This is a genomic window from Leminorella grimontii, from assembly GCF_039789245.1.
Classification (GTDB): Bacteria; Pseudomonadota; Gammaproteobacteria; order Enterobacterales; family Enterobacteriaceae; genus Leminorella; species Leminorella grimontii.
Map to the genome: position 1 here is coordinate 896916 of NZ_CP146357.1, position 23731 is coordinate 920646.

Consider the following 23731-nt stretch of genomic DNA (forward strand, 5'->3'; position numbering starts at 1 on the left):
TCAATTTCGGTAAATGACAAAAAATGACATTTTCAGTCAAGAGTGATAGGAGGGGGGAAATGGCGGATATAGCCTTTATCGGGCTGGGACAGATGGGGTCTCCGATGGCGACCAATCTGATTAAGAAAGGACACCGGCTGACGATATATGACATAAATGCTCAGGCAGTGGCTACGCTTGGCGAATTGGGAGCCGCAGCGGCAGCCAGCCCCGCGGAGGCCGCCAAAGGCGCGGAGTTCGTGATTACCATGCTGCCGAACGGCGATCTGGTTCAGGACGTTCTGTTTGGCGAGCGGGGCGTGACGCAAACGCTCAGACGAGATGCGCTGGTCATTGACATGTCGACTATCCACCCGCTGCACAGCGACCGCCTTTGCCAGCGCATGAGCGAAGCCGGGTTTAGCTATATGGACGCGCCGGTAGGGCGCACGTCGGATCACGCCATCGCCGGCTCGCTGTTGATTCTGGCGGGGGGAACGGCGGAGCAGGTCGCGCGGGCGACGCCAATTCTGATGTGCATGGGGTCCGAGCTGGTCAACTGCGAAGGGCCGGGCATGGGGATCCGCGTCAAGCTGATTAACAACTACATGAGCATCGCGCTCAACGCGCTGTCGGCCGAAGCGGCGGTAATGTGCGAAGCGCTGGGACTGCCGCTTGAGGTGGCCGTCAAGGTGATGTCCAACACGCCGGCCGGTAAGGGGCACTTTACCACCAGCTGGCCGAACAAGGTGCTCAAGGGCGATCTGACTCCGTCGTTCATGATCGACCTGGCGCATAAGGATTTGGGTATCGCGCTGGACGTCGCCAACCAGCTTAAGGTGCCAACGCCTCTGGGCGCGGCGGCGCGGGAGGTTTACAGCTTGGCTCGCGCGGCGGGAAGAGGGCGGCAGGACTGGACGGCCATTTTAGCTCAGGTTCGTCAGCTTGCGGGGCGAGCAGCCGATTAACGTAATTCATGAAGAACAGAGAAACACTAAGAGAGACAACTATGCCGTACATATCGGGAAAACAGATGATCCAACGGGCCTGGCAGGGCGGTTACGCCATCGGCGCCTTCAGCGTCCACAATGCCGAAACCATTCGCGCTGTGCTTTTGGCCGCGAAGGAAGAGCGCGCGCCGGTGATGCTTCAAATCGGCCAACGGGTGATAAACACCTTGGGATTACAGCCGATGAAGGCAATGGTGGACGCCTTTATGACCGAGTGCGACGTGCCGGTGTGTATTCATCTGGATCACAGCCGCAGCTTTGAGCAAACCATGCAGGCCGTGCGCGCCGGTTTCCATTCGGTGATGTTTGACGGCTCCCACCTGAGCTTTGACGAGAACGTGAGAATAACCCGTGCGGTCGCCGACGTTTCACACGCTTTGGGAATAGGATGTGAAGGCGAAATAGGTAAAATCGGCGGTACGGAAGACGATATCTCCGTTGATGAAAAAGAGGCCTTTATTACCAGCTGTGAAGAAGCGCTCTCGTTCTCTCAGGGCACTACCGTTGACTATTTGGCCGTTTCCATCGGCACGGCGCACGGTATCTACAAGCAGGAACCCAAGCTGGCGTTCGGTCGATTGGCAGAAATTCGCGACGCGGTGAAAAAACCCATCGTGTTGCACGGCGGCTCCGGCGTGCCCGACGAGCAAATTCGCAAAGCCGTTGAGCTGGGCGTAGCGAAGGTCAACGTGGATACCGAACTGCGTCAGGCCTTTACCGAAGGCGTGTTGGACGTGCTGGGCAACGATCCGCATGAATACACGCTGGCCCTTTCTCTTGGCCGCGGAACGGACTTTATGAAAGAAAGAGTAAAAGAAAAAATTCGCCTGTTTGGAAGCAGTAACAGAGCGGCGGACTTTTAACGCCGCCTTGCAACAGGCTGACTCCGGTTTCTTTTTTATTAGATAAGGTTGCCATTATGAGTAAAGTGACAAATGTTCTGTTCTCGGCCGTAGGCCAGGTAGTAACGGAACACCGCGACGTTGAGGATAAGGCGCTGGCGCCCGGTGAGGTGCGTATCGCTCCCGTTTATATGGGCATCTGCGGCTCCGATCTGCACGTTCTGGCCGACGGCCATCCGTTTGCCAAGCCGCCCATCGTTCCCGGTCATGAAATTGCGGCAAGGGTGACTGAGATTGGCTCGAATGTGACCAACGTCAGCGTTGGCGACCACGTGGTGGTCGATCCGATTATGGCCTGCATGGAGTGCCGCGCCTGTAAGGCCGGGCGCTTCAACCTGTGCGAGCCGCCGCAGGTTGCGGGCTTCCGCGCGCCGGGGTTTGCCCGCTCTTCTCACGTCGTGCCGGCCCGCAATCTCCATATCGCACCCAAATCTCTGCCCCTTAGCGTGCTGGCCTTCGCCGAGCCTGCGGCCTGTGCGCGCCACTGCGTAAACCGGCTGCCGGAAGCGGCGCGGGAAATCGTGCTGGTGATTGGCGCGGGCACTATCGGCCTGTCGGTGGTTCAGGCGCTGCGCATTATGGGGGCGCAAAAGATTACCGTCGTTGAGCCGGACGCCAAGAAGCGCGAACTGGCGCTGAAGTTCGGCGCTTCCAGAGCGCTGGCTCCGGGCGAACTGGGCGCCGACGAACGCTTTACCGGCGCTATCGACGTGGTGGCCGCTCAGGCGACGCTGATGGAGGCCTGCACCAAGGTGATGGCGGGCGGCACCGTTATCTGCATGGGCGTACCGAGCGGAAACCGCGAGATCCCGCTGCCGAGCATGCAGCGCTTTGAGCGCGACCTGCTCAGTTCCGGCATGTACGTTCCCGAAGACTTTGACGCGGTGATTGAGTGGCTGGCCGACGGCCGCTTTGATACTCGCGATCTGGTGACGGACGTTTTCCCGGTCGAGCAGGCGTCGCAGGCCTTCGCCAGAGCGAAAGAATCGGACTCTATTAAAGTGCTTATCCAGTTCGATAAGGACTGATTGACTGACGCCCTTGGCTCTCTCCATACGGGGGAGCCTGATTTCAGACTATAACGACAACAATAACACTATTACTGAAATAGTAAGGACACCTCAATGACGTGCTCTACAGCCTTAACGTCTTATCGGATAAGCCGTCCGCAGGACGTGATCGACATCGTTAACCGCAATTCTGCGCTTCGCTCTAACATTGGCATCGTTTTAATCGCGCTGGGAGGCATTCTTATCGATGCCTATCAGGCGGCGATGGTGGGTTTTGGCAACAAATACATTGCCGCCGAGTTCGGCATTTCTCCCGGCCTTGCCGCGACGGTCAACGCTTCAGTGCTGATTGCCGCGCTGGTCGGCGGGCTGCTGGCTAACCGGGTTATCAATACCTTTGGGCAGCGCAGGGCGTTTCTGATCGGTATGGGCCTGTGTACGCTGGGGGCGCTGTCGGTCGCCTTTGCGCCAAACATCTGGTGGGTGCTCGTCGCCCGCGTGATTATGGGCTTTGGCTTAGGCATCGACTTCCCGCTGGCGACCAGCGCGGTAGCTGAACTTCGCGGAACGTCGTCGAAGAAGTCGGGTTCATCGGTAAACCTGTGGCAAATGGGATGGTACGTGTCTACGACGATAGTGTATCTGGTGCTGATCCCGCTGCATTTTGCCGACGTCACGGAAAGCCACCTGTGGCGCTACGGTATCTTTATTGGCGCCGCGTTTGCCGTGTTGGTGATGATCCTTCGCTACGTTTTTATCGGCGAGTCTGCCATGTGGGCGGCTCGAGTAGGTCAGTACGACCTTTCCTGCCGAATACTGAAAGCGCGCTATGGCATTGACGCCGAGGTCGCCGAAAACGTTCAGAAGGCGCAGCAGGTTGAGCAAAAGGCCAAGATTGAAGGCGCTTACTCCGTTTTGTTCAATAAGACCTACCGCCGCCGCACGATCTTGGGCTGCATCGTCGCGACGATGCAGGCGTGGCAGTACAACGCCGTGGGCGTTTACCTGCCGCTGACGCTGGCGGGCATTCTCAGCGGCGGCCTGTCCGGCGCTTTGACGGGCTCGGCGGTGGTTAACGCCCTGTGCGGCGTAACCGGCGGTGCTATTGGTTCGCTTATCGTCAGCAAAGTAGGTTCACGCCGCCAGTCCATGATTGGGTTCGCCATGGTGACGATTGCGCTGCTGGCTCTGGGGGCGCTTGCGACCACTAACCCATGGCTGTCACTGGTACTGTTGGGCTCTATCATCTTCTTCCACTCAGCCGGACCGGGAGGGCTTGGCATGACGATTGCGACGCTCTCCTACCCGCCAAGCATTCGCCCCGCCGGGGTTGGCTTTGCTCGCGCCATCATGCGGACTGGCGCCATTGCCGGGCTTATCTTCTGGCCGATGCTGTGGGGAAGCCTGAACACTCAGGCCTTCTACTGGCTGGCGATTGTTCCTTTCATTGGCTTTGCCACCTGTCTGTGTATCCGCTGGGAGCCGATTGGCGCCAACGTTGACGCCGAGGATGAAGCGGTGCTGGCAGAGCTTAGTGAAAATCGTTCTCGACATGAGTAACGCGCGTCGCCGGCGTTTTGCGCCGGCGGCCTCCGCCGTAGAAGGAAGCAAGCGATGAAGACGAATAATAATAACGGCGCCTCCAACAATCGGCTGTCAGACGCGGCGATGCGCCGGGTGGTCGCCGCCAGCTTTGCCGGCGCGCTGTTGGAATGGTACGACTTCTTTATTTTTGGCACGGCGGCGGGTCTGGTATTCGGGCCGCTGTTCTTCCCACAGGAAGATCCCATCGTAGGCACTATTGCCGCCTTCGCTACCTTTGGCGTCGGCTTTTTGGCGCGTCCGCTGGGGGGCATTGTTTTTGGCCACTATGGCGACAGAGTTGGCCGTAAGGTGACGCTGATTTGGACACTGATTATCGTCGGCCTGTCGACGTTCCTTATCGGCCTGTTGCCGACCTACGCCAGCGCGGGCGTATGGGCGCCGGCGCTTCTGGTCGTGCTGCGGCTGGTTCAGGGCTTCGGCCTGGGCGGTGAGTACGGCGGTGCGGCGCTGATGACCATTGAGTCCGCGCCTGAGCACAAGCGGGGCTTCTTAGGCTCTTTGCCCCAGACGGCGGCTTCGGCGGGCATTATGCTGGCCACCGGCGTATTTGCGCTGTGTAACTGGCTTTTGACGCCGGAACAGTTTATGGACTGGGGGTGGCGTATTCCTTTCATGCTGTCGGCGGTAATGCTGGTAGTGGGGATGTATATCCGCCTGCATACCGAAGAAACCGGCGACTTTAAAAGCGCCAGGCGTGAAAACATGGCGCAAAAGCGTGAGATTCTGACGGTGCCGATGAGCGAAAGGCCGTCGGAGGCGGTTCTTAAAAAAGAATCTCTGCCGATCGTCGAGCTGTTTCGCAAGCATCCGCGCAACATTTTTCTGGCGCTGGGCGCGCGGCTGGCCGAAACCGTCTCTTCCAATATCATCAACGCGTTCGGCATCGCCTATCTCTCAACGCAGTTGGCGATGGACCGACAAATCCCTCTGACGGGGATGCTTATCGCCTCTGCGATTGGGCTGATTTCCTGCCCGCTTATCGGCTGGCTGTCCGATCGCTTTGGCCAGCGCGCTTTTTATACCGCCGGCGCGGCGTTTTGCATCGTTTTCGCTTTTCCGTTCTTCTGGCTTCTGGGAACCCAGCAGCCGCTGGCTATCTGCCTGGCGATGATTATCGGCTATAACTTCGGCCCGACCATGATGTTTGCTGTTCAGCCGACGATGTTCACCCGCATGTTCGGCACTAAGGTTCGCTATACCGGCCTCTCCTTCGCCTATCAGTTCTCCGCCATTTTGGGCGGCATGACGCCGCTTATCGCCTCCTCGCTGCTGGCGCTCGGCGGCGGTAAGCCCTGGCTCGTGGCCGCTTACTTCGCGTTGATTTCCGCCGTTTCGTTTATCTGCGTACGTCTTATTCGCCAGCAGGAAACGCAATAGGCGAAGACCGTTTTTTAAAGAAATAAGGATTGGGTTATGACAATAAGCACAGAAGAAAGCCCCTACCTGGCGGTTCGCCGCGCATTTGACGCTCCCTGGCCAGGGCCGAGAGGGGAGAAAATCGAGATTGCCAGCGGCGATTTGCGGGCGGTTATCTACCCGCAGGACGGCTGCCGGCTCGCGTCTCTCAACGCGTTTGGCTATGAGCTGCTGCGCCAGTGGAACCCGCAGCGAAGAGCGTTTCAGTACGGCTGTTTCCCCATGATGCCGTGGGTTGGCCGCATGGGCGGAGCCGAGTTGAATTTTGAAGGAAAAAGCTACCCGCTGCCGATGAACAAACCGCCCCACGCGCTGCACGGCATGGCCTGCTTTGGCGCGTGGGAAATTGTTGATGCGTCGCCGACCGAGGCCGCGTTCAGGCTGAAGTTGGATAAGCCCTGGCCGTGGAAGGGCGAGGTGATCCAGCGCTTTTCTCTGAAGGATAACGCGCTGACGGTTAGCCTTTTGGTTAAAAGCGATGGAGAGCGCTTCCCGGCAGCGGCCGGCTGGCACCCGTGGTTCGCCAAATGGACCGGCGACGAGGAATACGTGAGCCAGGCGCCGGTGGGTGCGGCTGACGAACAGCTGCAAGTATCATTTAGCGCCGACTGGCAGGAAGAGCCTGGTGACAACGAGCTGCCCACCGGCAGGCGCATCGCACCGAGGCCTGGCCCGTGGGACGACTGCTTCGGTTTTGAAAACGGCATGTCCGCCGAGCTGCTCTGGCCGGGGAAAGTGCGCCTGACGATGAGCTCGAAAGCGCCATCGATGGTGGTGTTCGACAAACAGCCCGACGCCGCCTGCGTCGAGCCGCTGTCTGGCCCTCCAAACGGCGTAAACACCGCGCCGACGGTAGTGACTAAGGATTCTCCGCTGTTTATTGAGAGCCGTTGGGAGATTGCTTCGCTGTAAGCTAAACGGGGCTCTAGTGAGCCCCGTCTTCAGATGGCTAAACTACCTCCAACTGCCCCATCATGCCAAGCGTTTCGTGTTCAAGAATATGGCAGTGGTACATGCGAATGCCCTTATGATGCTGGGCCATTCTGATGCGCACTCGCTCGTAGGGTTTAAGGTTGACGGTGTCTTTGTGCCCCACGTAGTCGGGTTTTCTCACCTGGTCATTAAGCCGATAGTCCACGACGGTGAACTGCGTGCCGTGCAGGTGGAAGTTGTGGTCCATGTGGGAGTTATTGAAGATTTCCCACTCTTCAACCTCGTTTACCCGGCTGGTCAGGTCGATGCGGTTAAGATCGTGCTTCTTGCCGTTGATCAGGAAGTTCATGCCGGGCATGCCTTTGCCCATTTCCATGGTTTCCGTGTATTCCAACGTTTTTGTCGCCGTAGGCTGGCCTAGCACAGGCAGGGTGCGAAGCGGGTTCGGCAGTGTCGGCATATTCCCCTGCGTCATAGAGACTGCCGCCAGAATACGCTCGCCCTCTACGCCGCTGCAGCCCATCTTGCCGCGGTCGTAGGAGAGTGAGCGCAGGTTCTGTTGGCCGGTATTGGTTGGAACAATCAGCACTTCGGCCCGCTCGCCCGGCGTCAGCAGCAGCGCGTCAACCTTGTGCGGTCGCTCAATCAGGCCGCCGTCGGTGCCGATAACGTAAACGTCGGCATCGCTCAGCGCCAGGTTGAGGTAGCGGCCGGAGCAGGCGTTCCACAGTCGAGCGCGGGTTGCGCCGTTGAGCGACATTTGCGGGCGAAGCGCGCCGTTAATCAGCACGAACTGGCCTTCGCGGCCGTTCATCCAGTCCATCATCGAGTTGTCGGCGATCTTTCCATCGGCATTAAGCTTCAGGTCCGAGATAAGCCAGTCCTGTACCGGAATGTGGGACAGTCCGTCCTGCTTCGGCTTGACGATAAAGGCGCCCGCCAGCCCGCGAAAGGCCTGCTCGGCAACGGTGTTGTGGCCGTGGGGGTGATACCAGTAGGTGCCCGCCGAGCCTTGCGGCAAGGTGAAGCGATAGGTGCGGCTTGCGCCGGGGGCGACTTCGTCCTGTGGGTTGCCGTCCTGATCGGGTGGGACGGGCAGGCCGTGCCAATGGAGCGTCGTCGGCTGGGGCAGCTCGTTTTTAAACGTGATTTCAACGGTGTCGCCTTCAAAAACCTCTATCGCCGGGCCGGGGATCTGGCCGTTGTAGGCCCAGAATTCGGTCATCAGGCCGTCAGCCAGCTCAACGCTAACGGGTTTTGCCGTAAGGCTAGCGGTGAATACGCCGCCTTTACCGCTGCGGTTGGCAAGCTTGGGCAGCGCGGGAAGCGGATTTCCCTGCGGTAGCGCCGATTCCGGCAGCAGCTTGCTCGCTCCCATATGGCTGCTCATACCGCCGTTTGGCATGTCGTGGCCCTGCATTTGTCCGTGGTCCATGCCGTGCCCGCTTGATGAGTGGTCCATTGCGCCTCGCTGTGCCATAACGTTGGTGGCGGCCAGGGCGCCTACGGCGGCGGCGATCTTGGTTAAAAACAGTCTGCGATTCATATAAATATCCTCTCTTTTCCGCACGGTAGCGGAGCAGGCGCAGAGCAAAACCCTGCGTCAAAAAGTTACGTTATCTTGGTAATAAAAATAGATTAAAAACGATAACTTCTGGGAGGATGCGGCTCGGGAGACAGCGAGCGGGAAAACTTACGCTGGTTGTCGACGCGGTACGGCTCGCGTTCCGCTTCGCCGCTGAACGTGAGCGAAACGGAAGGAAGCGCAAAGATGCACTGCGCGCAGTGGGCGGCGTCAATGCAGTGGGTTTGACAGGACATATCGGCTTTTGCTGCTGCGTGATGGTGTTCTGACACGCTAGCTTCCTGACCGGCATGAGCACAGCCGAACGCCGGTGCGGAAAACGCCGCGCCGGAAAACAGCAAAGCCAGGATGAAAAACGTACCGGTTAGCCAACGTAAATGCATAGCAGCAAGCGCAAAGCCTCAATAAAAGAAAAGCATTGCGGTGAATGTTAACCGTGAGTTACACGCGTTGCAACGCGATTTGCGTTTCTTTAAATAAGGCCTCTTTCAGCATGAGCAGTTTGAAAGAGGCCCTCGGACTACTGTCTTCGCCTGAGAAGAAGCAGGCTGAGCAGGAGGAAAGCGGCGCTGGGCAATAGCGCCCCCAGCATTGAGGGAACGTTGTAGATACTGCTGAACTGCCCAAAAATCTCGTTGAGCACGTAAAAAACGAAGCCGCAGGCGATGCCCGTGACGACCCGCACGCCCATCGGCACGCTGCGAAGCGGCCCGAAAATAAACGACAGGGCCATCAGCATCATCACCGCAACGGATATCGGCGTGAAAATTTTCTTCCAGAACAGCAGAGAATAGCGGTTGGCTTCCAGCCCGCTTTGCTTAAGGTACTGGCTGTATTCATACAGCCCGCTGGCGGACAGGGATTCTGGGTTCATGGCGACCACCCCTAGCTTGTCCGGCGTCAGGTTGGTTTTCCACTCTTCGTTTAGCGTTTGAGTGCCGACGATTTTATTCGTCTGGCTTAGGTCTGACTGGTCTACCTGAGACAGTATCCAGCTTTGCTTGTCTTTATCGTACGTCGCCGTACCGGCGTAGCGCACTGATATCAGCTTACGTGCGTTGTCAAAGTGGTAGATGCTGACGCCGGAGAGCTCGTTTTGATCGACGACGTTCTGAATGTAGATGAAGTCGTGATTATCCTTTGCCCACATGCCGTCCTTGGTAGACAGCAGCGAGCTGCCGTACAGCATTTGGGCGCGCACGTTACGCGCCGTCTGTTCGCCGATGGGGGCGACCCATTCGCCGATGGCCATCGTCAGCAATACCAGCGGGATCGCCGTTTTCATCACGGCGCTGGCGATCTGCAGCCGCGTGAAGCCGGAGGCTTCCATGACGACCAGTTCGCTGCGGGTCGCCAACATGCCCAGGCCCAACAGCGCGCCGAGCAGCGCCGCCATAGGGAAAAACACTTCGATGTCCTTCGGCACGCTTAGCAGCGTATAAAGCCCTGCGCCCCAGACGTCATAGTCGCCTTTGCCGGTTTTGCGCAGCTGGTCGACAAACTTGATAATGCCTGACAGGCTCACCAGCATGAACAGGGTGGCCATAATGGTGCTGAAGATAGTCCGACCGATGTAGCGATCCAATACGCTAAACATAGTTATGCCGCTCCCTTCAGTTTTGCACGCAGGCGGCGCATAGGTATGGAGTCCCACAGGTTGAGCATAATGCCCAACGCCAGATAGGCAAGGTTGACGACCCAGGTCCACATCATAGGGTCGATTTTCCCGCGGGCGGCGTTGGACTTAAGGGAGCTTTGCAGCAGGAAATAAAGCAGATACAGCAGCATGGCCGGCAGCATGCTGACCACTCGCCCTTGGCGCGGGTTCACTTCGCTTAGGGGAACGACCAATAGTGCCATCAGTGGAACGGAGATGATAAGCGTCAGACGCCAGTTCATTTCGGCCTTGGCCTGATGGGTATCGGTATCCATCAGCGTGCGGAAGCTGGCCTGCTCTACGTCGCCGTCGTCCAGCGTCACTTCCTGATGGCCGATGACGGCCTGATAGTGGTTAAAGTCGGTAATGCGGAAATCGCGCAGCATGGCGGTGCCCTCATAGCGAGTGCCCTTATCCATGAAGATACGCTGGTTGCCGAGGTTATCTGATTCAATGTGGCCCTTGTCCGCCACTACGACGGAAGGGCGCTGGTTGCCGGAAGGGCGAAGCTGCGCCAGAAAAACGTCGTTGAACTGGTTGCCGTCTACGCTGCCGACGAACAGTACGGCGTTGCCGTCCTGCGAGGTTTGAAACTGCCCTTCGACCAGCGCGCCGAGGCTGGGGTTGGCTTTGGCGTCGGCGATGATTTTTTCCTGACTGATGGCCGACATCGGGCTAAACCAAAGCGCATTGACGGCGGCGGCTACGCCCGTTACCACCGAAAGCGCGAGCGCTGAGACCAGCAGAACGTTTTTACTCAGGCCGCAGGCGTGCATAACCGTGATTTCGCTTTCCGAATACAGCTTGCTGAAGGTCATTAAAATGCCAAGAAACAGGCTTAGCGGCAGTATAAGCTGCGCCATTTCCGGAACGCCCAGGCCAAGCAGGGAAAACACCAGGTTTGCCGGAATATCACCATCAACGGCCATAGACAAAACCCTGACCAGTTTCTGACAGAAGAAAATCAGCAACAGGATGAACAGGATCGCGACTTGGCTCTTGAACGTTTCTCGGATCAGATATCTAATGATTATCAAGTTAAATACGCCTGTGAAAACTTGTTTTTTTGCAGGAAAGCCGATACTTTCTTGGTTAATTCGCTATTTTTACTAACATCCACCATAATGGCAGGCATCTCGTAGTAATAAATAGTAGAGCTAATAATAGTATTAATACGCAGAAATATTAACACGAAATGTGTCGTGTTAATGAAAACTTCAGGTGGGCGGTGAGCCGATGGTCATTTTATCCTCAACCGCTTGGCCTTGTCTCTTTAAGATTCAGGAGAGTGCATGGAGTTCAGTGTAAAGAGCGGTAGCCCGGAAAAACAGCGTAGCGCCTGTATTGTCGTCGGCGTTTTTGAACCTCGTCGCTTGTCGCCGATCGCCGAACAGCTGGATAAAATCAGCGATGGCTACATCAGCGCGCTGCTGCGCCGCGGCGAGCTTGAGGGCAAAGTCGGTCAGTCTCTGCTGTTGCACCATGTGCCCAACATTTTGTCTGAACGCATTCTGCTTATCGGCTGCGGTAAAGAGCGCGAGCTGGACGAGCGTCAGTATAAGCAGGTCATTCAGAAGACCATCAACACCCTTAACGATACCGGCTCAATGGAAGCGGTGTGCTTTTTAACAGAGCTGCACGTTAAGGGGCGCAACACCTACTGGAACGTGCGTCAAGCGGTAGAGACGACGAAAGAGACGCTCTACATTTTCGATCAGTTGAAGAGCAATAAGGTTGAGCCGCGCCGCCCGCTGCGCAAGCTGGTGTTCAGCGTGCCGACTCGCCGCGAGCTGACCTGCGGCGAGCGCGCTATCGCCCACGGTCTGGCGATTGCCGCCGGCGTGAAGGCGGCGAAAGATCTGGGCAACATGCCGCCGAACATTTGTAACGCAGCCTATCTGGCCTCTCAGGCACGTCAGTTAGCGGACGCCTACAGCGACAGCATGGCCACGCGCGTGATCGGCGAACAGCAGATGAAAGAGCTGGGCATGAACGCCTATTTAGCGGTGGGCCAAGGTTCGCAGAACGAATCCCTGATGTCGGTGATTGAGTATCGCGGCAACCCGGCGGCTGACGCCAAGCCTATTGTTTTAGTCGGCAAAGGGCTTACCTTTGACTCCGGCGGCATCTCCATCAAGCCTGCGGAAGGCATGGATGAGATGAAGTACGATATGTGCGGCGCCGCGTCGGTTTACGGCGTAATGCGCGCCGCCGCCGAACTTGGGCTTCCGCTCAACATCGTTGGCGTAATGGCCGGCTGTGAGAACATGCCGGGCGGGCGCGCCTATCGCCCCGGCGACGTGCTGACAACTATGTCTGGCCAGACGGTCGAAGTGCTTAATACCGACGCGGAAGGGCGGCTGGTGCTGTGTGACGTGCTGACCTACGTGGAGCGCTTCGAGCCTGACGTGGTTATCGACGTTGCGACCCTGACGGGCGCCTGTATCGTTGCGCTTGGCCACCAGATTTCCGGGCTTATGTCCAACCATAATCCGCTGGCTTCCGAGCTGCTTAACGCCTCAGAACAGGCGGGCGATCGCGCGTGGCGTTTGCCGATGAACGACGAATACCAAGAGCAGCTGGACTCCAATTTTGCCGATATGGCGAACATCGGCGGTCGTCCTGCCGGTGCGATTACCGCTGGCTGCTTCCTGTCCCGCTTTACCCGCAAGTACAGCTGGGCGCATCTGGACATCGCCGGCACCGCCTGGCGCTCCGGCAAGGCCAAGGGCGCAACCGGCCGCCCGGTCGCGCTGCTGACGCAGTTCTTGTTGAACCGCGCCGGTCAAAGCTTTGAAGAGTAACAGCGCTGAAGCACCGCTTCAGCCCGCTGCGCGCCGCTGCCTTAACCGGTAGCGGCGCAGGTTTAAATCCTTCAGAGGCCCGTTCGCGGGCCTCTGACCATTACGTGAAGAGATTCGCTACCGGCCGTTATGAAGAGTGCGACATTCTATATATTGGAAAACGATGACCTGTCGGCAGGCCTGACGCCCGTCGAGGCGTTAACCTGCCATCTTGCCGCGGAGCGTTGGCGCATGGGGAAGCGTATCCTTATCGCCTGTGATTCTCAGGCGCAGGCCGAGCGTCTGGACGAAGCGCTGTGGGCTCGCGACGCGTCGTCGTTTGTTCCCCATAGCCTGGTTGGCGAGGGGCCGAAGTACGGCGCGCCGGTTGAGCTGTGCTGGCCGGGCAAGCGCAGCAATATGCCTCGCGATCTTCTGATTAATCTGCAAGTAGCGTTTCCCGACTTTGCCACCGCTTTCTATGAAGTGGTAGACTTTGTGCCCCATGAGGACAGTCTGAAACAGCAGGCGCGCGAGCGTTATAAAGTGTATCGCAGCGTCGGTTTTAACCTTTCGACGGCAACGCCGCCACCTTTTTGAACGACATTAAGAAGACCATGGAAAAAACATACAACCCGCAAGAGATTGAGCAGTCCCTGTATAAGCAGTGGGAAGAGAGCGGCTATTTCAAGCCGAACGGTAATAAAGACAAAGAAAGCTACTGCATCGTCATTCCTCCGCCGAACGTCACCGGCAGCCTCCACATGGGGCACGCTTTCCAACAGACCATCATGGACGCCATGATCCGCTATCAGCGCATGCAGGGTAAAAACACGCTTTGGCAGGCAGGAACCGACCATGCGGGCATTGCGACCCAGATGGTGGTTGAACGCAAGATTGCGGCGGAAGAGAATAAGACCCGTCACGACTACGGCCGCGAAGCCTTCATCGACAAGATTTGGCAGTGGAAGGCGGAGTCCGGCGGCACTATTACCCGCCAGATGCGCCGCCTTGGCGCGTCCGTTGACTGGGACCGCGAGCGTTTCACCATGGACGAAAGCCTGTCTGACGCGGTGAAAGAGGTGTTCGTTCGCCTGTACAAAGAGAACCTGATCTACCGCGGCAAACGTTTGGTCAACTGGGATCCGAAGCTGCGCACCGCGATATCCGATCTGGAAGTGGAAAGCCGTGAAACCAAAGGCTCGATGTGGCACCTGCGCTATCCGCTGGCGGACGGCGTCAAGACTGCCGAAGGCAAAGACTATCTGGTGGTTGCTACCACCCGTCCGGAAACGGTGCTGGGCGATACCGGCGTGGCCGTTAACCCGGAAGATCCTCGCTATAAGGATTTAATCGGCAAGTTCGTCGTTCTGCCGCTGGTTAACCGCCGCATTCCTATCGTCGGCGACGAGCACGCCGATATGGAAAAGGGCACCGGCTGCGTGAAGATAACGCCAGCGCACGACTTTAACGACTATGAAGTCGGCCGTCGTCACGCGCTGCCGATGATCAATATTTTCACCTTCGACGCCGAAATCCGCGACGTCGCAGAAGTATTCGACACCAACGGCGAACCCAGCGAAGCTTATTCTGCCGAGCTTCCCGAAGCGCTGCGTGGCTTAGAGCGTTTCTCCGCTCGTAAAGCGGTGGTCGCCGCGTTTGAGGCTGCCGGTCTGCTTGACGAAATTAAACCGCACGACCTGACGGTGCCTTACGGCGATCGCGGCGGCGTGGTGATTGAGCCGATGCTGACCGATCAGTGGTACGTTCGCACCAAGCCGCTGGCCAAAGTCGCTATCGAAGCGGTAGAAAACGGCGACATCCAGTTTGTGCCGAAGCAGTACGAGAACATGTATTTCTCCTGGATGCGCGATATTCAGGACTGGTGTATCTCTCGCCAGCTGTGGTGGGGCCATCGTATTCCCGCGTGGTACGGCGCCGAGGGCAACGTTTACGTTGGCCGCAACGAGGAAGAAGTTCGCAAAGAAAACGGCATTGCGCCGGGCGTTGCGCTTTCTCAAGATGAAGACGTGCTGGACACCTGGTTCTCTTCCGGCCTGTGGACTTTCTCCACGCTGGGCTGGCCGGAAAACACCGAAGATCTGCGCACCTTCCACCCGACCGACGTACTGGTCAGCGGCTTTGACATCATCTTCTTCTGGATCGCGCGCATGATCATGCTGACCATGCACTTTATCAAGGATGAAGACGGCAAGCCGCAGGTGCCGTTCAAGCACGTTTACGTTACCGGGCTGATTCGCGATGAAGAAGGGCAGAAGATGTCCAAGTCCAAGGGCAACGTTATTGACCCGCTGGATATGATTGACGGCATCTCGTTGGAAGACCTGTTGGAAAAGCGCACCGGCAACATGATGCAGCCGCAGCTGGCGGAAAAAATCCGCAAGCGCACCGAGAAGCAGTTCCCGAACGGCATCGAGCCGCACGGCACCGACGCGCTGCGCTTCACGCTGGCGGCGCTGGCTTCAACCGGCCGCGACATCAACTGGGACATGAAGCGCCTGGAGGGGTACCGCAACTTCTGTAACAAGCTGTGGAACGCCAGCCGTTTCGTGTTGATGAACACCGAAGGCCACGACTGCGGCCAGAACGGCGGCGAAATGGCGCTCTCTCTGGCGGACCGCTGGATCCTGGCCGAGTTTAACCGCACGGTGAAGGCCTATCGCGACGCGTTGGACGGCTATCGCTTCGACATGGCGGCCGGCATCCTGTACGAGTTCACCTGGAACCAGTTCTGCGACTGGTATTTGGAGCTGACAAAGCCTGTGATGAACGGCGGCTCCGAGGCCGAGCTGCGCGGCACGCGCCACACGCTGGTGCAGGTGCTGGAGGCGCTGCTGCGCCTGGCGCACCCGATTATCCCGTACATTACCGAGACCATCTGGCAGCGCGTGAAGACGCTTAGAAACATTACGGCAGACACCATCATGCTGCAGCCGATGCCGGAATACGACGAGCGGCTTAACGACGAGCAGGCGCTGGCCGATTTGGAGTGGATCAAGCAGGCGATCGTCGCGGTGCGCAACATTCGCGCCGAGATGAACATTGCGCCGAGCAAGCCGCTTGAGGTGCTGCTGCGCGACGCCGACGCCAATGCGGCAAGGCGCGTTCAGGAAAACGAATCCTTCATCAACACGCTGGCGCGCCTGACGGCCGTTACCGTTCTGCCCGCGGGCGACAAGGGGCCGGTGTCGGTCACTAAGCTGGTGGACGGCGCCGAGCTTTTGATCCCGATGGCGGGGCTTATCGATAAAGAGGCCGAGCTTGAGCGTTTAACCAAAGAGGTGACGCGCATTGAGGACGAAATCGCCCGCATCGAGAGCAAGCTGTCGAACGAAGGCTTCGTCGCCCGCGCGCCGGAGGCGGTAGTCGCCAAAGAGCGCGAAAAGTTGGTTAGCTACGCGGACGCCAAGGCTAAGCTTTTGGAGCAGAAGGCGACGATTGCGGCGCTGTAAGTTGTCGTTAATGTAAAATAAACGCCGGAAGAATAACCTTCCGGCGTTTTTGTTTCTACGCTCAGGTCAGCTATATCGACGCGGAATTAATTCCGTCTAATTCAATAACGCCATGGCGAACGGTAAAACAGACTTCTAGCGCCAGATAATCCTGTTCTACGGGAGCCATAGGGGAATACTCTGAATCCCAGCAAACATAGTTATTATCAGGATTCACTGTTGTAAACGTTAACTTATTTAGCTTTTCAAAATTCATTGTTTGCTCTTATTGATTCCAGATAGCATTCCACCAAACTGAACTACGCCAATAATAGCATTTGTTCCCCATAAGGAACGTGAACATCATGATACTGATGGTTTTTGCGCTGCGATACGGCTGTTGACAGTGCTCTTTTTTTAACCTAGAGTGAGGGCAAAGGGTGAGCGGGGTTTCCCCCGCTCTGGCGCTCTAGTAAGCCGGCAAGCTTATTACCAGAAGCACCACGATGATGACTAACCTCATCATGTCCCTTTCCTCTTTAGACCCCTGCTTCGGTAGGGGTTTTCCCGTTTCAGCCCCTTGCTGATCCTTTGTAGTAAAAGAATCTCTTCGTCCGCAGTCGATGTATCTTATTAATGCGGATATTTCACATAGAGGTGGCGTTTAATATATCGATGATTAAATAAGGCCTAGCATTACATCTAAGCAATACTCAATCAGCCTGATAAGTGATGCCAAATATATGCCGAAGGACAGCATTACCCAGTCGAGCTGGGCTCGTAAATAGCTCACGGCTGTTTATTGCGAAGCGTTGCGCAACTTTGAATAACAATAGGAGAGGAGGATTAGCCCTTAAATAAGGGGCAAGCGTTTATTTATATTAAGCGTTAGGCGTTCTGCTAACGAAGTAACGTTTCAATAAGCGGCCACGCCTCACTAAGCGAATCAATTTGCCCATCGGCAATGCCAAATCGCCTGTCGGAACGGGCTTCTGGCGCCGGCATTACGATAACCCGCATCTGGGCCGCCTTGGCGGCTATCGCACCGTTGACCGCGTCCTCAATCACAATACAGCTTTCTGGCTCAACGCCGAGCGCCTCTGCGGCCAGCAGGAACACGGCAGGGTGCGGTTTTCCGTTGATTAGCCCTTCGGCAGAAACGAGATGGGAGAAGTAGTGGGTCAGGCCGAGGGCGCTCAATACGCGTTCTATCTGCTTTTGAGGGGAGGAGGAGGCTACCGCCAGCGGAATGCCGTGCCCGCGTAGCGCGTTAAGCAGCGTTTCTACGCCGGGCATAGGCTCAGGGGCGGACTGAATGCGGTTGCCAACTTCGGTCACGATGTCTGATACGCGTGCCGATATTTCTTGCAGCGGCAGGCCGTAGCGAAGATGGTGCATCGTGAGCACCTTATCAATACGAACGCCTGCGGTGTCCCTAAAGTCTTCATCGGTCAAGCGTATGCCGTAGCGATGAAGATAGATCTCTTTTTCCACCTCGACCCACACCGGCTCTGAGTCAACCAACACGCCGTCCATATCGAAGATTACGGCTGTCTTCACGTCGCGCCCTCCGTTCTGATGATGTTAATTCCCGCCTGACGATAGCGATAATAGACGTCATCGGGCAGGAGCGCATCGCTGATGATGCAGCTTATCGACAGCAGGGTGGCGACACTGTGGGGCTTAACCTGCTCAAACTTGCTGTGGTCGGCCAAGAGTATCGTCTGGCGGCCGCGCGGAATAAGGGCCTTCTTGACGCCCACCTCAAATACGGTCGAGTTGGTTATTCCATCGTCCAGCGACAGCGCGTCGCAGGACATAAACACCTTATCGGCGGAAAACTGCTTTAGCATATCAACCGCCAGGCTTTCCCCGACGGAAAAGAAGCCGGGGCGGATCATTCCGCCGATGATGTAACTTTCCAGCTGGGTGTAGCTGCCGAGCTGGTTAGCGACCTTCACGTCGGTGGTGATGACTTTAGCTGATACGTCAGACAGCAGCTTGGCCAGCGCCAGACAGGTTGAACCGGAGTCCAGCAGAATGCAGTCGCCGGGGGTAATCATGGCTCTGGCGGCTTTGGCGATTTCCTGCTTGGCGACCCGCTGCATGCTCTGTTTGACGTCGAAGATGTATTCCTGATCGACGGTGGATTCGTCAAATTCAATACCGCCGTGGCGCCGCACCATGCCGGGGTAACCCTTTGCAATGATGGCAAAGTCGCGTCGCACGGAGGCTTCCGCATAGCCAAACAGCTCTATTGCCTGTCGGGTAGTAATACTCTTGTGCTGCCACAGGTAGTGTAAAAGATTGCGCATTCTGTCTGAGCGTTTGTCACTCATTGGCTATCTCCCTGAACTGGCCTATGCGGCGTGGATAATCATTAGCGCTGAAAATCGCCCGGCCTAATACCAGATGCCGCGCTCCGGCGGTAAGCAGCATTTCTGCCGACGGCAGAGTGATGCCGCCGTCAGCCCATATTTCACTTGTTGTAAATATCGACGCGGCCTGAGCAACTTTATGCACCAGGCGTTCGTTGAAGGCAAGCTTCTCGCCGTCCGGTTCGCTGGTCATTATCATGACGCTGTCGAGACGGTTGGCGAGGTAATCATAGGGGGCAAGCGGCGTCGCCGGGTTGAACGCCAGCCCCGCTTTGGCGCCGATTTTTCTTGTCGCGGTCAGAATCTCTGACGGATTGTTCAGCGTTTCCGCATGCGCAAAAATCCACTTGGGGCGCAGCGGTGCAAGCCAGGTTACCCAAGGGAAAGGAGCGGCCACCATCAGATGGACCGACAGCGGCCAACACGAGGCCGCTGAGATTTGAGTCGCCGTCTTAAGCCCGAAAGTGATATTGCGGATAAAGCTGCTGTCTTCGATGTCCAGATGCAGGGAGGCGATCTCCGAGCCGCAGAGCAACCGTATTTCCTCACCCAACGCTAAATGATTGGCCGACGCCAGCGAAGGGTGTATGTAAACGACGCTCATAGCGCCAGCGCCTGTAACAGGCGGCAAAGCGAACGATCGTCTTCGGCGCTTTTTATCTTTTCGAGCGTTTCGCTTTGCTCTAAAAGCATCGCGATCCTTTGGATGGTCTTTATATGTCGCTGAGCGTCAGTCGCGCAGATGCTGATAAGCAGCCAAACCGGATCGCACTCTTCGTTTCCAAAAGGAATCGGCTCTTCCAGCGTGGTAAACGCGATGCCGTTGCTGAGCGCACCCTGCTCAGGCCGAGCGTGGGGCAGGGCGATACCTGGCGCAATCAGATAATAGGGGCCGTATTCCAACGTGTTGTCGATGATACCCTGTCCGTATTCTTCTCTGGCGTAACCCAGCTCGACCAGCGGGGCCGTTGCCAACACGATCGCCTCGCGCCACGAGGGCACGCGGCGTTTCGCCTGTGTGGTGCGACTGTCCTTAATCAACATGGTTGACTCCTTTTAGGGTTGGGATATTGTTAATGCCCCCGAAATCACTTTTGGCGAAGGCTTCGGGGGCCGGTATTTACCGGGATGTAGCCTAAGCGGGGCAGACGCTTTCCGTCTGTTCCCGCTTATTGCCTGATGCGGCGGACGCGTTCCATAAAGCGAGCGACGCGATCGCCGTCGACAAAGTTCTCAAAAATGCCGTCCTTCTTGAAATGGGTCGCCGTGACGCAGCCGTCGGCGATGGCCAACTGTTCGTCCACGTTTTCCAGGCATACGCCAGTGTTTGCCAGCACGACGGTATCCGGCACGGTATCTTTCACCAGCTTGAGCGTTGCGGTATCGGTTTTACTGCCGGCGGTCAGTCCGGAAACGCACAGCGCATCCGGGCGATTGTTAAACACCGTTGATTTGGCGATAGCGCGAATGTCGCGTTCTCCCAGATATACCGCCGCCTCAGGTACGATGTTGAACAGGGTTTTAACGCCCTGTGCGCCGATACGATGCTGGTGGCGAATGGTTTCTCCGACGTTGGTGTTCCAGATGCCGAAGTCGCTGGCGTAGGCGCCAGTGAAGATTTCTCGAACGAACAGACCGTCGACCGCTTTCGCCAGATCGAACGAGGCGACCGGATCCCAAAGCACGTTAACGCCGTAGGGCACCTTGATTTCCGACTTTAGCTGACCGACGATCCGCGCCATGGCGGCGGAGGTTTCCGGTTTGACCTTGGTCAGATAGGGCATGCTGAACTCATTGGAAAACATGACGGCGTCGACGCCGCCGTTTTGCAGCGCCATCAGGTCGTCATAGGCGCGATCGACCACCCAGTTCATGCCTTTGCCTTCGTCAAACCCCGGATCTCCCGGCAGGGCGCGGAAGTGACACATGGCGATGACCGCTTTTTCAGTCCCAATGACGGATTTAAGCCAACTCATTATTGATAACTCCTCTTCATGATGTCTTTATTTCGCCGTCACGCTGACAGCTCTTTGTTTCTAAGACCCAGCACCACCAGGCAGACGATGCCGACGGCGATAACCACGCCGATAGCGCCCAGCGCCATGAGCTCGGTTATTGACCAGCCGAACATATTGCCGACCGACAGCGCAGAAATAGACGCCCCGTCGGCTGCAAAGCTAAAGCCGCCGCTTCGGGCCATCTCGGTGAAATAGGGGGCAAAGCGAGTTGCGATAAGCAATACGGTAATCATTACGATGATGCCGCTGACCAGCGTGCGAAGAAGATCGCCGCGGTGAATAACGGTCGCCATACAGATAAAGAACGGCGCAACCGGTAAATCCGCCAGCGGCAGCACTTTGTTGCCCGGTAGAATGCTTGCGATAAGCAGCATAATAGGGATAAGCAGCAGGCCGACGGCGATGGTGGTCGGATGGCCTAAGGTTACCGCCGAGTCCAGACCGATAAACACTTCCCGCCCGTGGAGGTAGCGCTGGAAGAATTTACGCGCGCCGTCGGAAATCGGCATCAGCCCTTCGACAATCAGGCGGATCATGCGCGGAAACAGCACCATGATAGCCGCGACCGTAATCATCAGGCCGGCGGTGCCCTTAAAGTTCTCGCCCGCCGCCAGGCCGAACACCAGCCCCAGTACGACGCCGATAATTACCGGGTCGCCTATCATGCCGAAGCGCTTTTGAATTTCCGTTGCGTCTACGTTGCGCCCTTTCAGGAAAGGGATGTAGCCGTAGAGTTTGTCCAACAGGATAAACAGCGGCACCGAGCTTGAGCCGTAGCCTTGGGGAATAGATATGCCGTCCAGGCCGACGATGCTTTGCACCCGCTTGGCGGTGAGGTCAGCCATCTTCAGCGACAGCGCGGCGTGGCAGATAGCCCCTAACACGCCGTAAATCAGGCTACCGGTCATCAGCTGAACGATGGAACCGGTAATGGCGAAGTGCCAGTAGTTGTAGATGTCCACGTTCATGGTTTTGGTCAGGCGGGTGACCAGCATGGCGACGTTGAGCAGGAATATCACGGGGATAATCATGGCGCCGATAGCGGTAGCGTAGCCGACGCCGGAGGCGGGGCCCGCGCCGACGTCCAGTACGTGCAGCGTCAGGCCGAAGCGCTCAATCATTACTTTAATCGGCGGGCTCAGGCTGTCTATCGCCATAACGATCACAAGCCCCATGCCGACAAAGCCGATGCCGACGGTGACGCCGGCCTTAATGGCCTGCAGCAGCGGGATCCTGAAGATGAGGCCGATAACGATCATCACGATCGGCACAAATATCGTTCCGCCGAGTGAGAGGATATAGTCAAACATGTCGCCTCCTGCCTATTGGCTCAACAGGGCTTTGACTTGCTCTTTCAGCGCTTCGTCATTAATGCCGGTTAAAAGCGGCGCGCCGTTTAGCGTGGGAATGCCGTAGTCTTTATCGACTTTCATCGACGTGATGATGAGGTCCATACCGCTACAGTTGTAGGGAATTTCGTTTAAGCAGCACTGGGACATCGTGACCGCAATGCCTTGGGACGACAGGTAATCCTGCACCCGCTGGGCGATCATCGTTGAGGTGGACATGCCTGTGCCGCAGGCCACGAGTATCTTTTTCATGATGTTATTCCTCGTTACGTTAACGTGGTGGCAACGCTTGGCCTGAGCGTTAGGGTAATGGCGATGCTCGGCCAAGGCGTGGGTGTGACGGAAGTGCGCTATCAGAGCGCGGGTTTGGCGGCGATGGGAAAACGTTCGCCTTTTTCTTTTGCAACAAAAGTCAGTAGGTGAATACAGTCCGCCAGATCGCGTAGGCTAGCGACTTCGCTGGGCGAATGGGTATAGCGACAGGGAATCGACAGGCTGGCGCAGGGAATGCCGTCCTGCTCCACCTGAATGTAGCCGGTCTCAGTGATGACGCCCGGCGCGACTTCCCGCTGTACGGGAACGCCGTGCTCTTTGGCAATCTGCTCCAAAAAGGCGATGAGCGCGGGCGGCGTAATAAGCCCGGCCAGCGTGCCGCGACCGTGGTAGTTCAGGCAGGTGATGCCCGGACCTTTATTGATAACGACGTCGGAATAGTCGGCCAGATCGGGCGTGTCGCACGACGGCGTGATGTCGATGCCGATGGCCAGATCCGGGTTAACGCGCTTGAGCACCGGCAAAATGCCGCGAATGTTGAACTCTTCCTGCACTGAGGCAACCAGATAGAGCGCGATATCCAGCTCCTCTTTTGCGACGGCGTCCGCAACGCCCAACAGGGCGGTGCAGCCCAGGCGATCGTCCAGGGCTTTGCTGCAAATCATATCGTTGCCTAGGGCTACCGGCGGGTTGTAGAGGCTGACCGGCGTACCGACCTTAACGCCCATGGCTTCGGCATCTTGCTTACTGGACGCGCCGATGTCTATCCACAGTCTGTCGATCCCCGGTGACTGGGTGCGCTCGTCGCCTTTGCTGAAGTGGTAGGACTTAATGCCAATGCAGCCAGGTACCGGGCCGAATTCTCCGGCCAGTCGAACCGTTGAGCCGGGCATGGTTATCTGCGCCGGGCCGCCCACTCGCTCAAAGCGCAGAAATCCGTTGGCTTCAATTTTTCGCACCATGAAGCCGACCTCGTCCATATGGGCGAAAATCATGAGTCTGAACGCGTCGGGCTTCTGGCTGCCGTAGCGGGCGACCACGTTACCCAGCCTGTCCTGCCAGACTTCGTGTGCGTGCTGCTCAAAGTTGCTTCGCATCTCTTTGGCGATGGCGCCTTCGTGGCCGGAAATACCGTCCAGTGACAGCAGGCGCGTTAGCGTACAGCAAATATTAAAGGCCATCTTTCCCCCTGTAGCGCCGGGATGTCACCGGCAACGTTCAATCAATCATTTCGTGAACGGTTATATGCGCTGAGTGGCGTTAATTTTGTGATTTGCGTCTCTTAAATGGGGAGGGAGTATGAGGTTATGTGTGTTCTGTGATTAATTTCAAAATAAAATAATCATATATAGTGATTGTTAGCGTGAAATGCGCAGCTGTC

Annotated in this window: 22 protein-coding genes; 9 read left to right on the forward strand and 13 right to left on the reverse strand. The window is 57.1% G+C overall.

What is annotated here, in order from left to right; genetic code table 11:
* Positions 1-59 precede the first annotated feature (59 nt).
* The 6 genes from yihU (at position 60) to V8L73_RS04290 (ending at position 6834) form a co-directional block, all read left to right on the forward strand.
* On the forward strand, positions 60-947 hold the full coding sequence (gene yihU / locus V8L73_RS04265) for a sulfolactaldehyde 3-reductase (protein WP_347254203.1): 888 nt from the start codon (positions 60-62) through the stop codon (positions 945-947).
* 41 nt (positions 948-988) lie between these two features.
* Entirely contained in the window at positions 989-1852 is an 864-nt protein-coding gene (locus V8L73_RS04270; protein WP_261831311.1) for a class II fructose-bisphosphate aldolase, read from the forward strand.
* Between the two features lie 56 nt (positions 1853-1908).
* The gene (locus V8L73_RS04275) at positions 1909-2919 is read left to right on the forward strand and encodes a zinc-dependent alcohol dehydrogenase (protein WP_347254204.1); all 1011 of its coding nucleotides are present in this window, start codon (positions 1909-1911) and stop codon (positions 2917-2919) included.
* 96 nt (positions 2920-3015) lie between these two features.
* Positions 3016-4461, forward strand: coding sequence for an MFS transporter (locus V8L73_RS04280; RefSeq protein ID WP_027274152.1), 1446 nt, complete (start codon positions 3016-3018; stop codon positions 4459-4461).
* A gap of 54 nt (positions 4462-4515) precedes the next feature.
* A complete protein-coding gene (locus V8L73_RS04285) occupies positions 4516-5883 on the forward strand; it encodes an MFS transporter (protein ID WP_347254205.1) in 1368 nt (455 codons plus the stop codon).
* 36 nt (positions 5884-5919) lie between these two features.
* Positions 5920-6834: an aldose 1-epimerase gene (locus V8L73_RS04290; protein ID WP_347254206.1), complete on the forward strand. Its 915-nt coding sequence runs from the start codon at positions 5920-5922 to the stop codon at positions 6832-6834.
* A 37-nt stretch (positions 6835-6871) separates the two neighbouring features.
* On the opposite strand, the gene V8L73_RS04295 is transcribed toward V8L73_RS04290, so the two are convergent.
* The 4 genes from V8L73_RS04295 to lptF all read right to left on the reverse strand — a co-directional run bounded on the left by V8L73_RS04295 (position 6872) and on the right by lptF (position 11134).
* Complete coding sequence (locus V8L73_RS04295) at positions 6872-8401, reverse strand: multicopper oxidase family protein (protein ID WP_347254207.1); 1530 nt, start codon at positions 8399-8401, stop codon at positions 6872-6874.
* 92 nt (positions 8402-8493) lie between these two features.
* Positions 8494-8823, reverse strand: coding sequence for a hypothetical protein (locus V8L73_RS04300; RefSeq protein ID WP_347254208.1), 330 nt, complete (start codon positions 8821-8823; stop codon positions 8494-8496).
* A 137-nt stretch (positions 8824-8960) separates the two neighbouring features.
* Positions 8961-10037: an LPS export ABC transporter permease LptG gene (gene lptG, locus V8L73_RS04305; RefSeq protein WP_027274147.1), complete on the reverse strand. Its 1077-nt coding sequence runs from the start codon at positions 10035-10037 to the stop codon at positions 8961-8963.
* A gap of 2 nt (positions 10038-10039) precedes the next feature.
* The gene (lptF, locus tag V8L73_RS04310) at positions 10040-11134 is read right to left on the reverse strand and encodes an LPS export ABC transporter permease LptF (protein WP_027274146.1); all 1095 of its coding nucleotides are present in this window, start codon (positions 11132-11134) and stop codon (positions 10040-10042) included.
* A 255-nt stretch (positions 11135-11389) separates the two neighbouring features.
* Between lptF and pepA the strand changes: the two genes are divergently transcribed.
* The 3 genes from pepA to V8L73_RS04325 all read left to right on the forward strand — a co-directional run bounded on the left by pepA (position 11390) and on the right by V8L73_RS04325 (position 16353).
* On the forward strand, positions 11390-12901 hold the full coding sequence (gene pepA / locus V8L73_RS04315) for a leucyl aminopeptidase (protein ID WP_027274145.1): 1512 nt from the start codon (positions 11390-11392) through the stop codon (positions 12899-12901).
* A gap of 129 nt (positions 12902-13030) precedes the next feature.
* The gene (locus tag V8L73_RS04320; protein WP_027274144.1) at positions 13031-13480 is read left to right on the forward strand and encodes a DNA polymerase III subunit chi; all 450 of its coding nucleotides are present in this window, start codon (positions 13031-13033) and stop codon (positions 13478-13480) included.
* Between the two features lie 17 nt (positions 13481-13497).
* On the forward strand, positions 13498-16353 hold the full coding sequence (locus V8L73_RS04325) for a valine--tRNA ligase (protein ID WP_347254209.1): 2856 nt from the start codon (positions 13498-13500) through the stop codon (positions 16351-16353).
* Between the two features lie 448 nt (positions 16354-16801).
* On the opposite strand, the gene V8L73_RS04330 is transcribed toward V8L73_RS04325, so the two are convergent.
* The 9 genes from V8L73_RS04330 to V8L73_RS04370 form a co-directional block, all read right to left on the reverse strand.
* Entirely contained in the window at positions 16802-16858 is a 57-nt protein-coding gene (locus V8L73_RS04330) for a type I toxin-antitoxin system Ibs family toxin (protein ID WP_261831422.1), read from the reverse strand.
* Positions 16859-17232: 374 nt separating this feature from the next.
* Positions 17233-17892 carry a hexitol phosphatase HxpB gene (gene hxpB / locus V8L73_RS04335; protein WP_261831303.1) on the reverse strand — a complete coding sequence of 220 codons (660 nt, stop codon included), beginning with the start codon at positions 17890-17892 and terminating at the stop codon, positions 17233-17235.
* A complete protein-coding gene (locus tag V8L73_RS04340; RefSeq protein WP_027274140.1) occupies positions 17889-18671 on the reverse strand; it encodes a DeoR/GlpR family DNA-binding transcription regulator in 783 nt (260 codons plus the stop codon). The genes hxpB and V8L73_RS04340 overlap by 4 nt, the downstream gene beginning before the upstream one ends.
* The gene (locus V8L73_RS04345; protein WP_347254210.1) at positions 18664-19314 is read right to left on the reverse strand and encodes an epimerase; all 651 of its coding nucleotides are present in this window, start codon (positions 19312-19314) and stop codon (positions 18664-18666) included. The genes V8L73_RS04340 and V8L73_RS04345 overlap by 8 nt, the downstream gene beginning before the upstream one ends.
* Positions 19311-19751 (reverse strand): PTS sugar transporter subunit IIA, encoded by a 441-nt coding sequence (locus V8L73_RS04350; RefSeq protein ID WP_027274138.1) that lies wholly within the window; start codon positions 19749-19751, stop codon positions 19311-19313. Before V8L73_RS04350 ends, V8L73_RS04345 begins: the two co-directional genes overlap by 4 nt.
* Positions 19752-19879: 128 nt before the next feature.
* Positions 19880-20686, reverse strand: coding sequence for a BtpA/SgcQ family protein (locus V8L73_RS04355; RefSeq protein WP_261831301.1), 807 nt, complete (start codon positions 20684-20686; stop codon positions 19880-19882).
* A 38-nt stretch (positions 20687-20724) separates the two neighbouring features.
* Positions 20725-22038, reverse strand: a complete 1314-nt coding sequence (gene sgcC / locus V8L73_RS04360) for a PTS sugar transporter subunit IIC SgcC (RefSeq protein ID WP_027274136.1) — start codon at positions 22036-22038, stop codon at positions 20725-20727.
* A 12-nt stretch (positions 22039-22050) separates the two neighbouring features.
* A complete protein-coding gene (gene sgcB, locus V8L73_RS04365) occupies positions 22051-22329 on the reverse strand; it encodes a PTS sugar transporter subunit IIB SgcB (protein ID WP_161624114.1) in 279 nt (92 codons plus the stop codon).
* Positions 22330-22430: 101 nt separating this feature from the next.
* Entirely contained in the window at positions 22431-23531 is a 1101-nt protein-coding gene (locus tag V8L73_RS04370; protein ID WP_027274134.1) for a M42 family metallopeptidase, read from the reverse strand.
* Between the last annotated feature and the right edge of the window lie 200 nt (positions 23532-23731).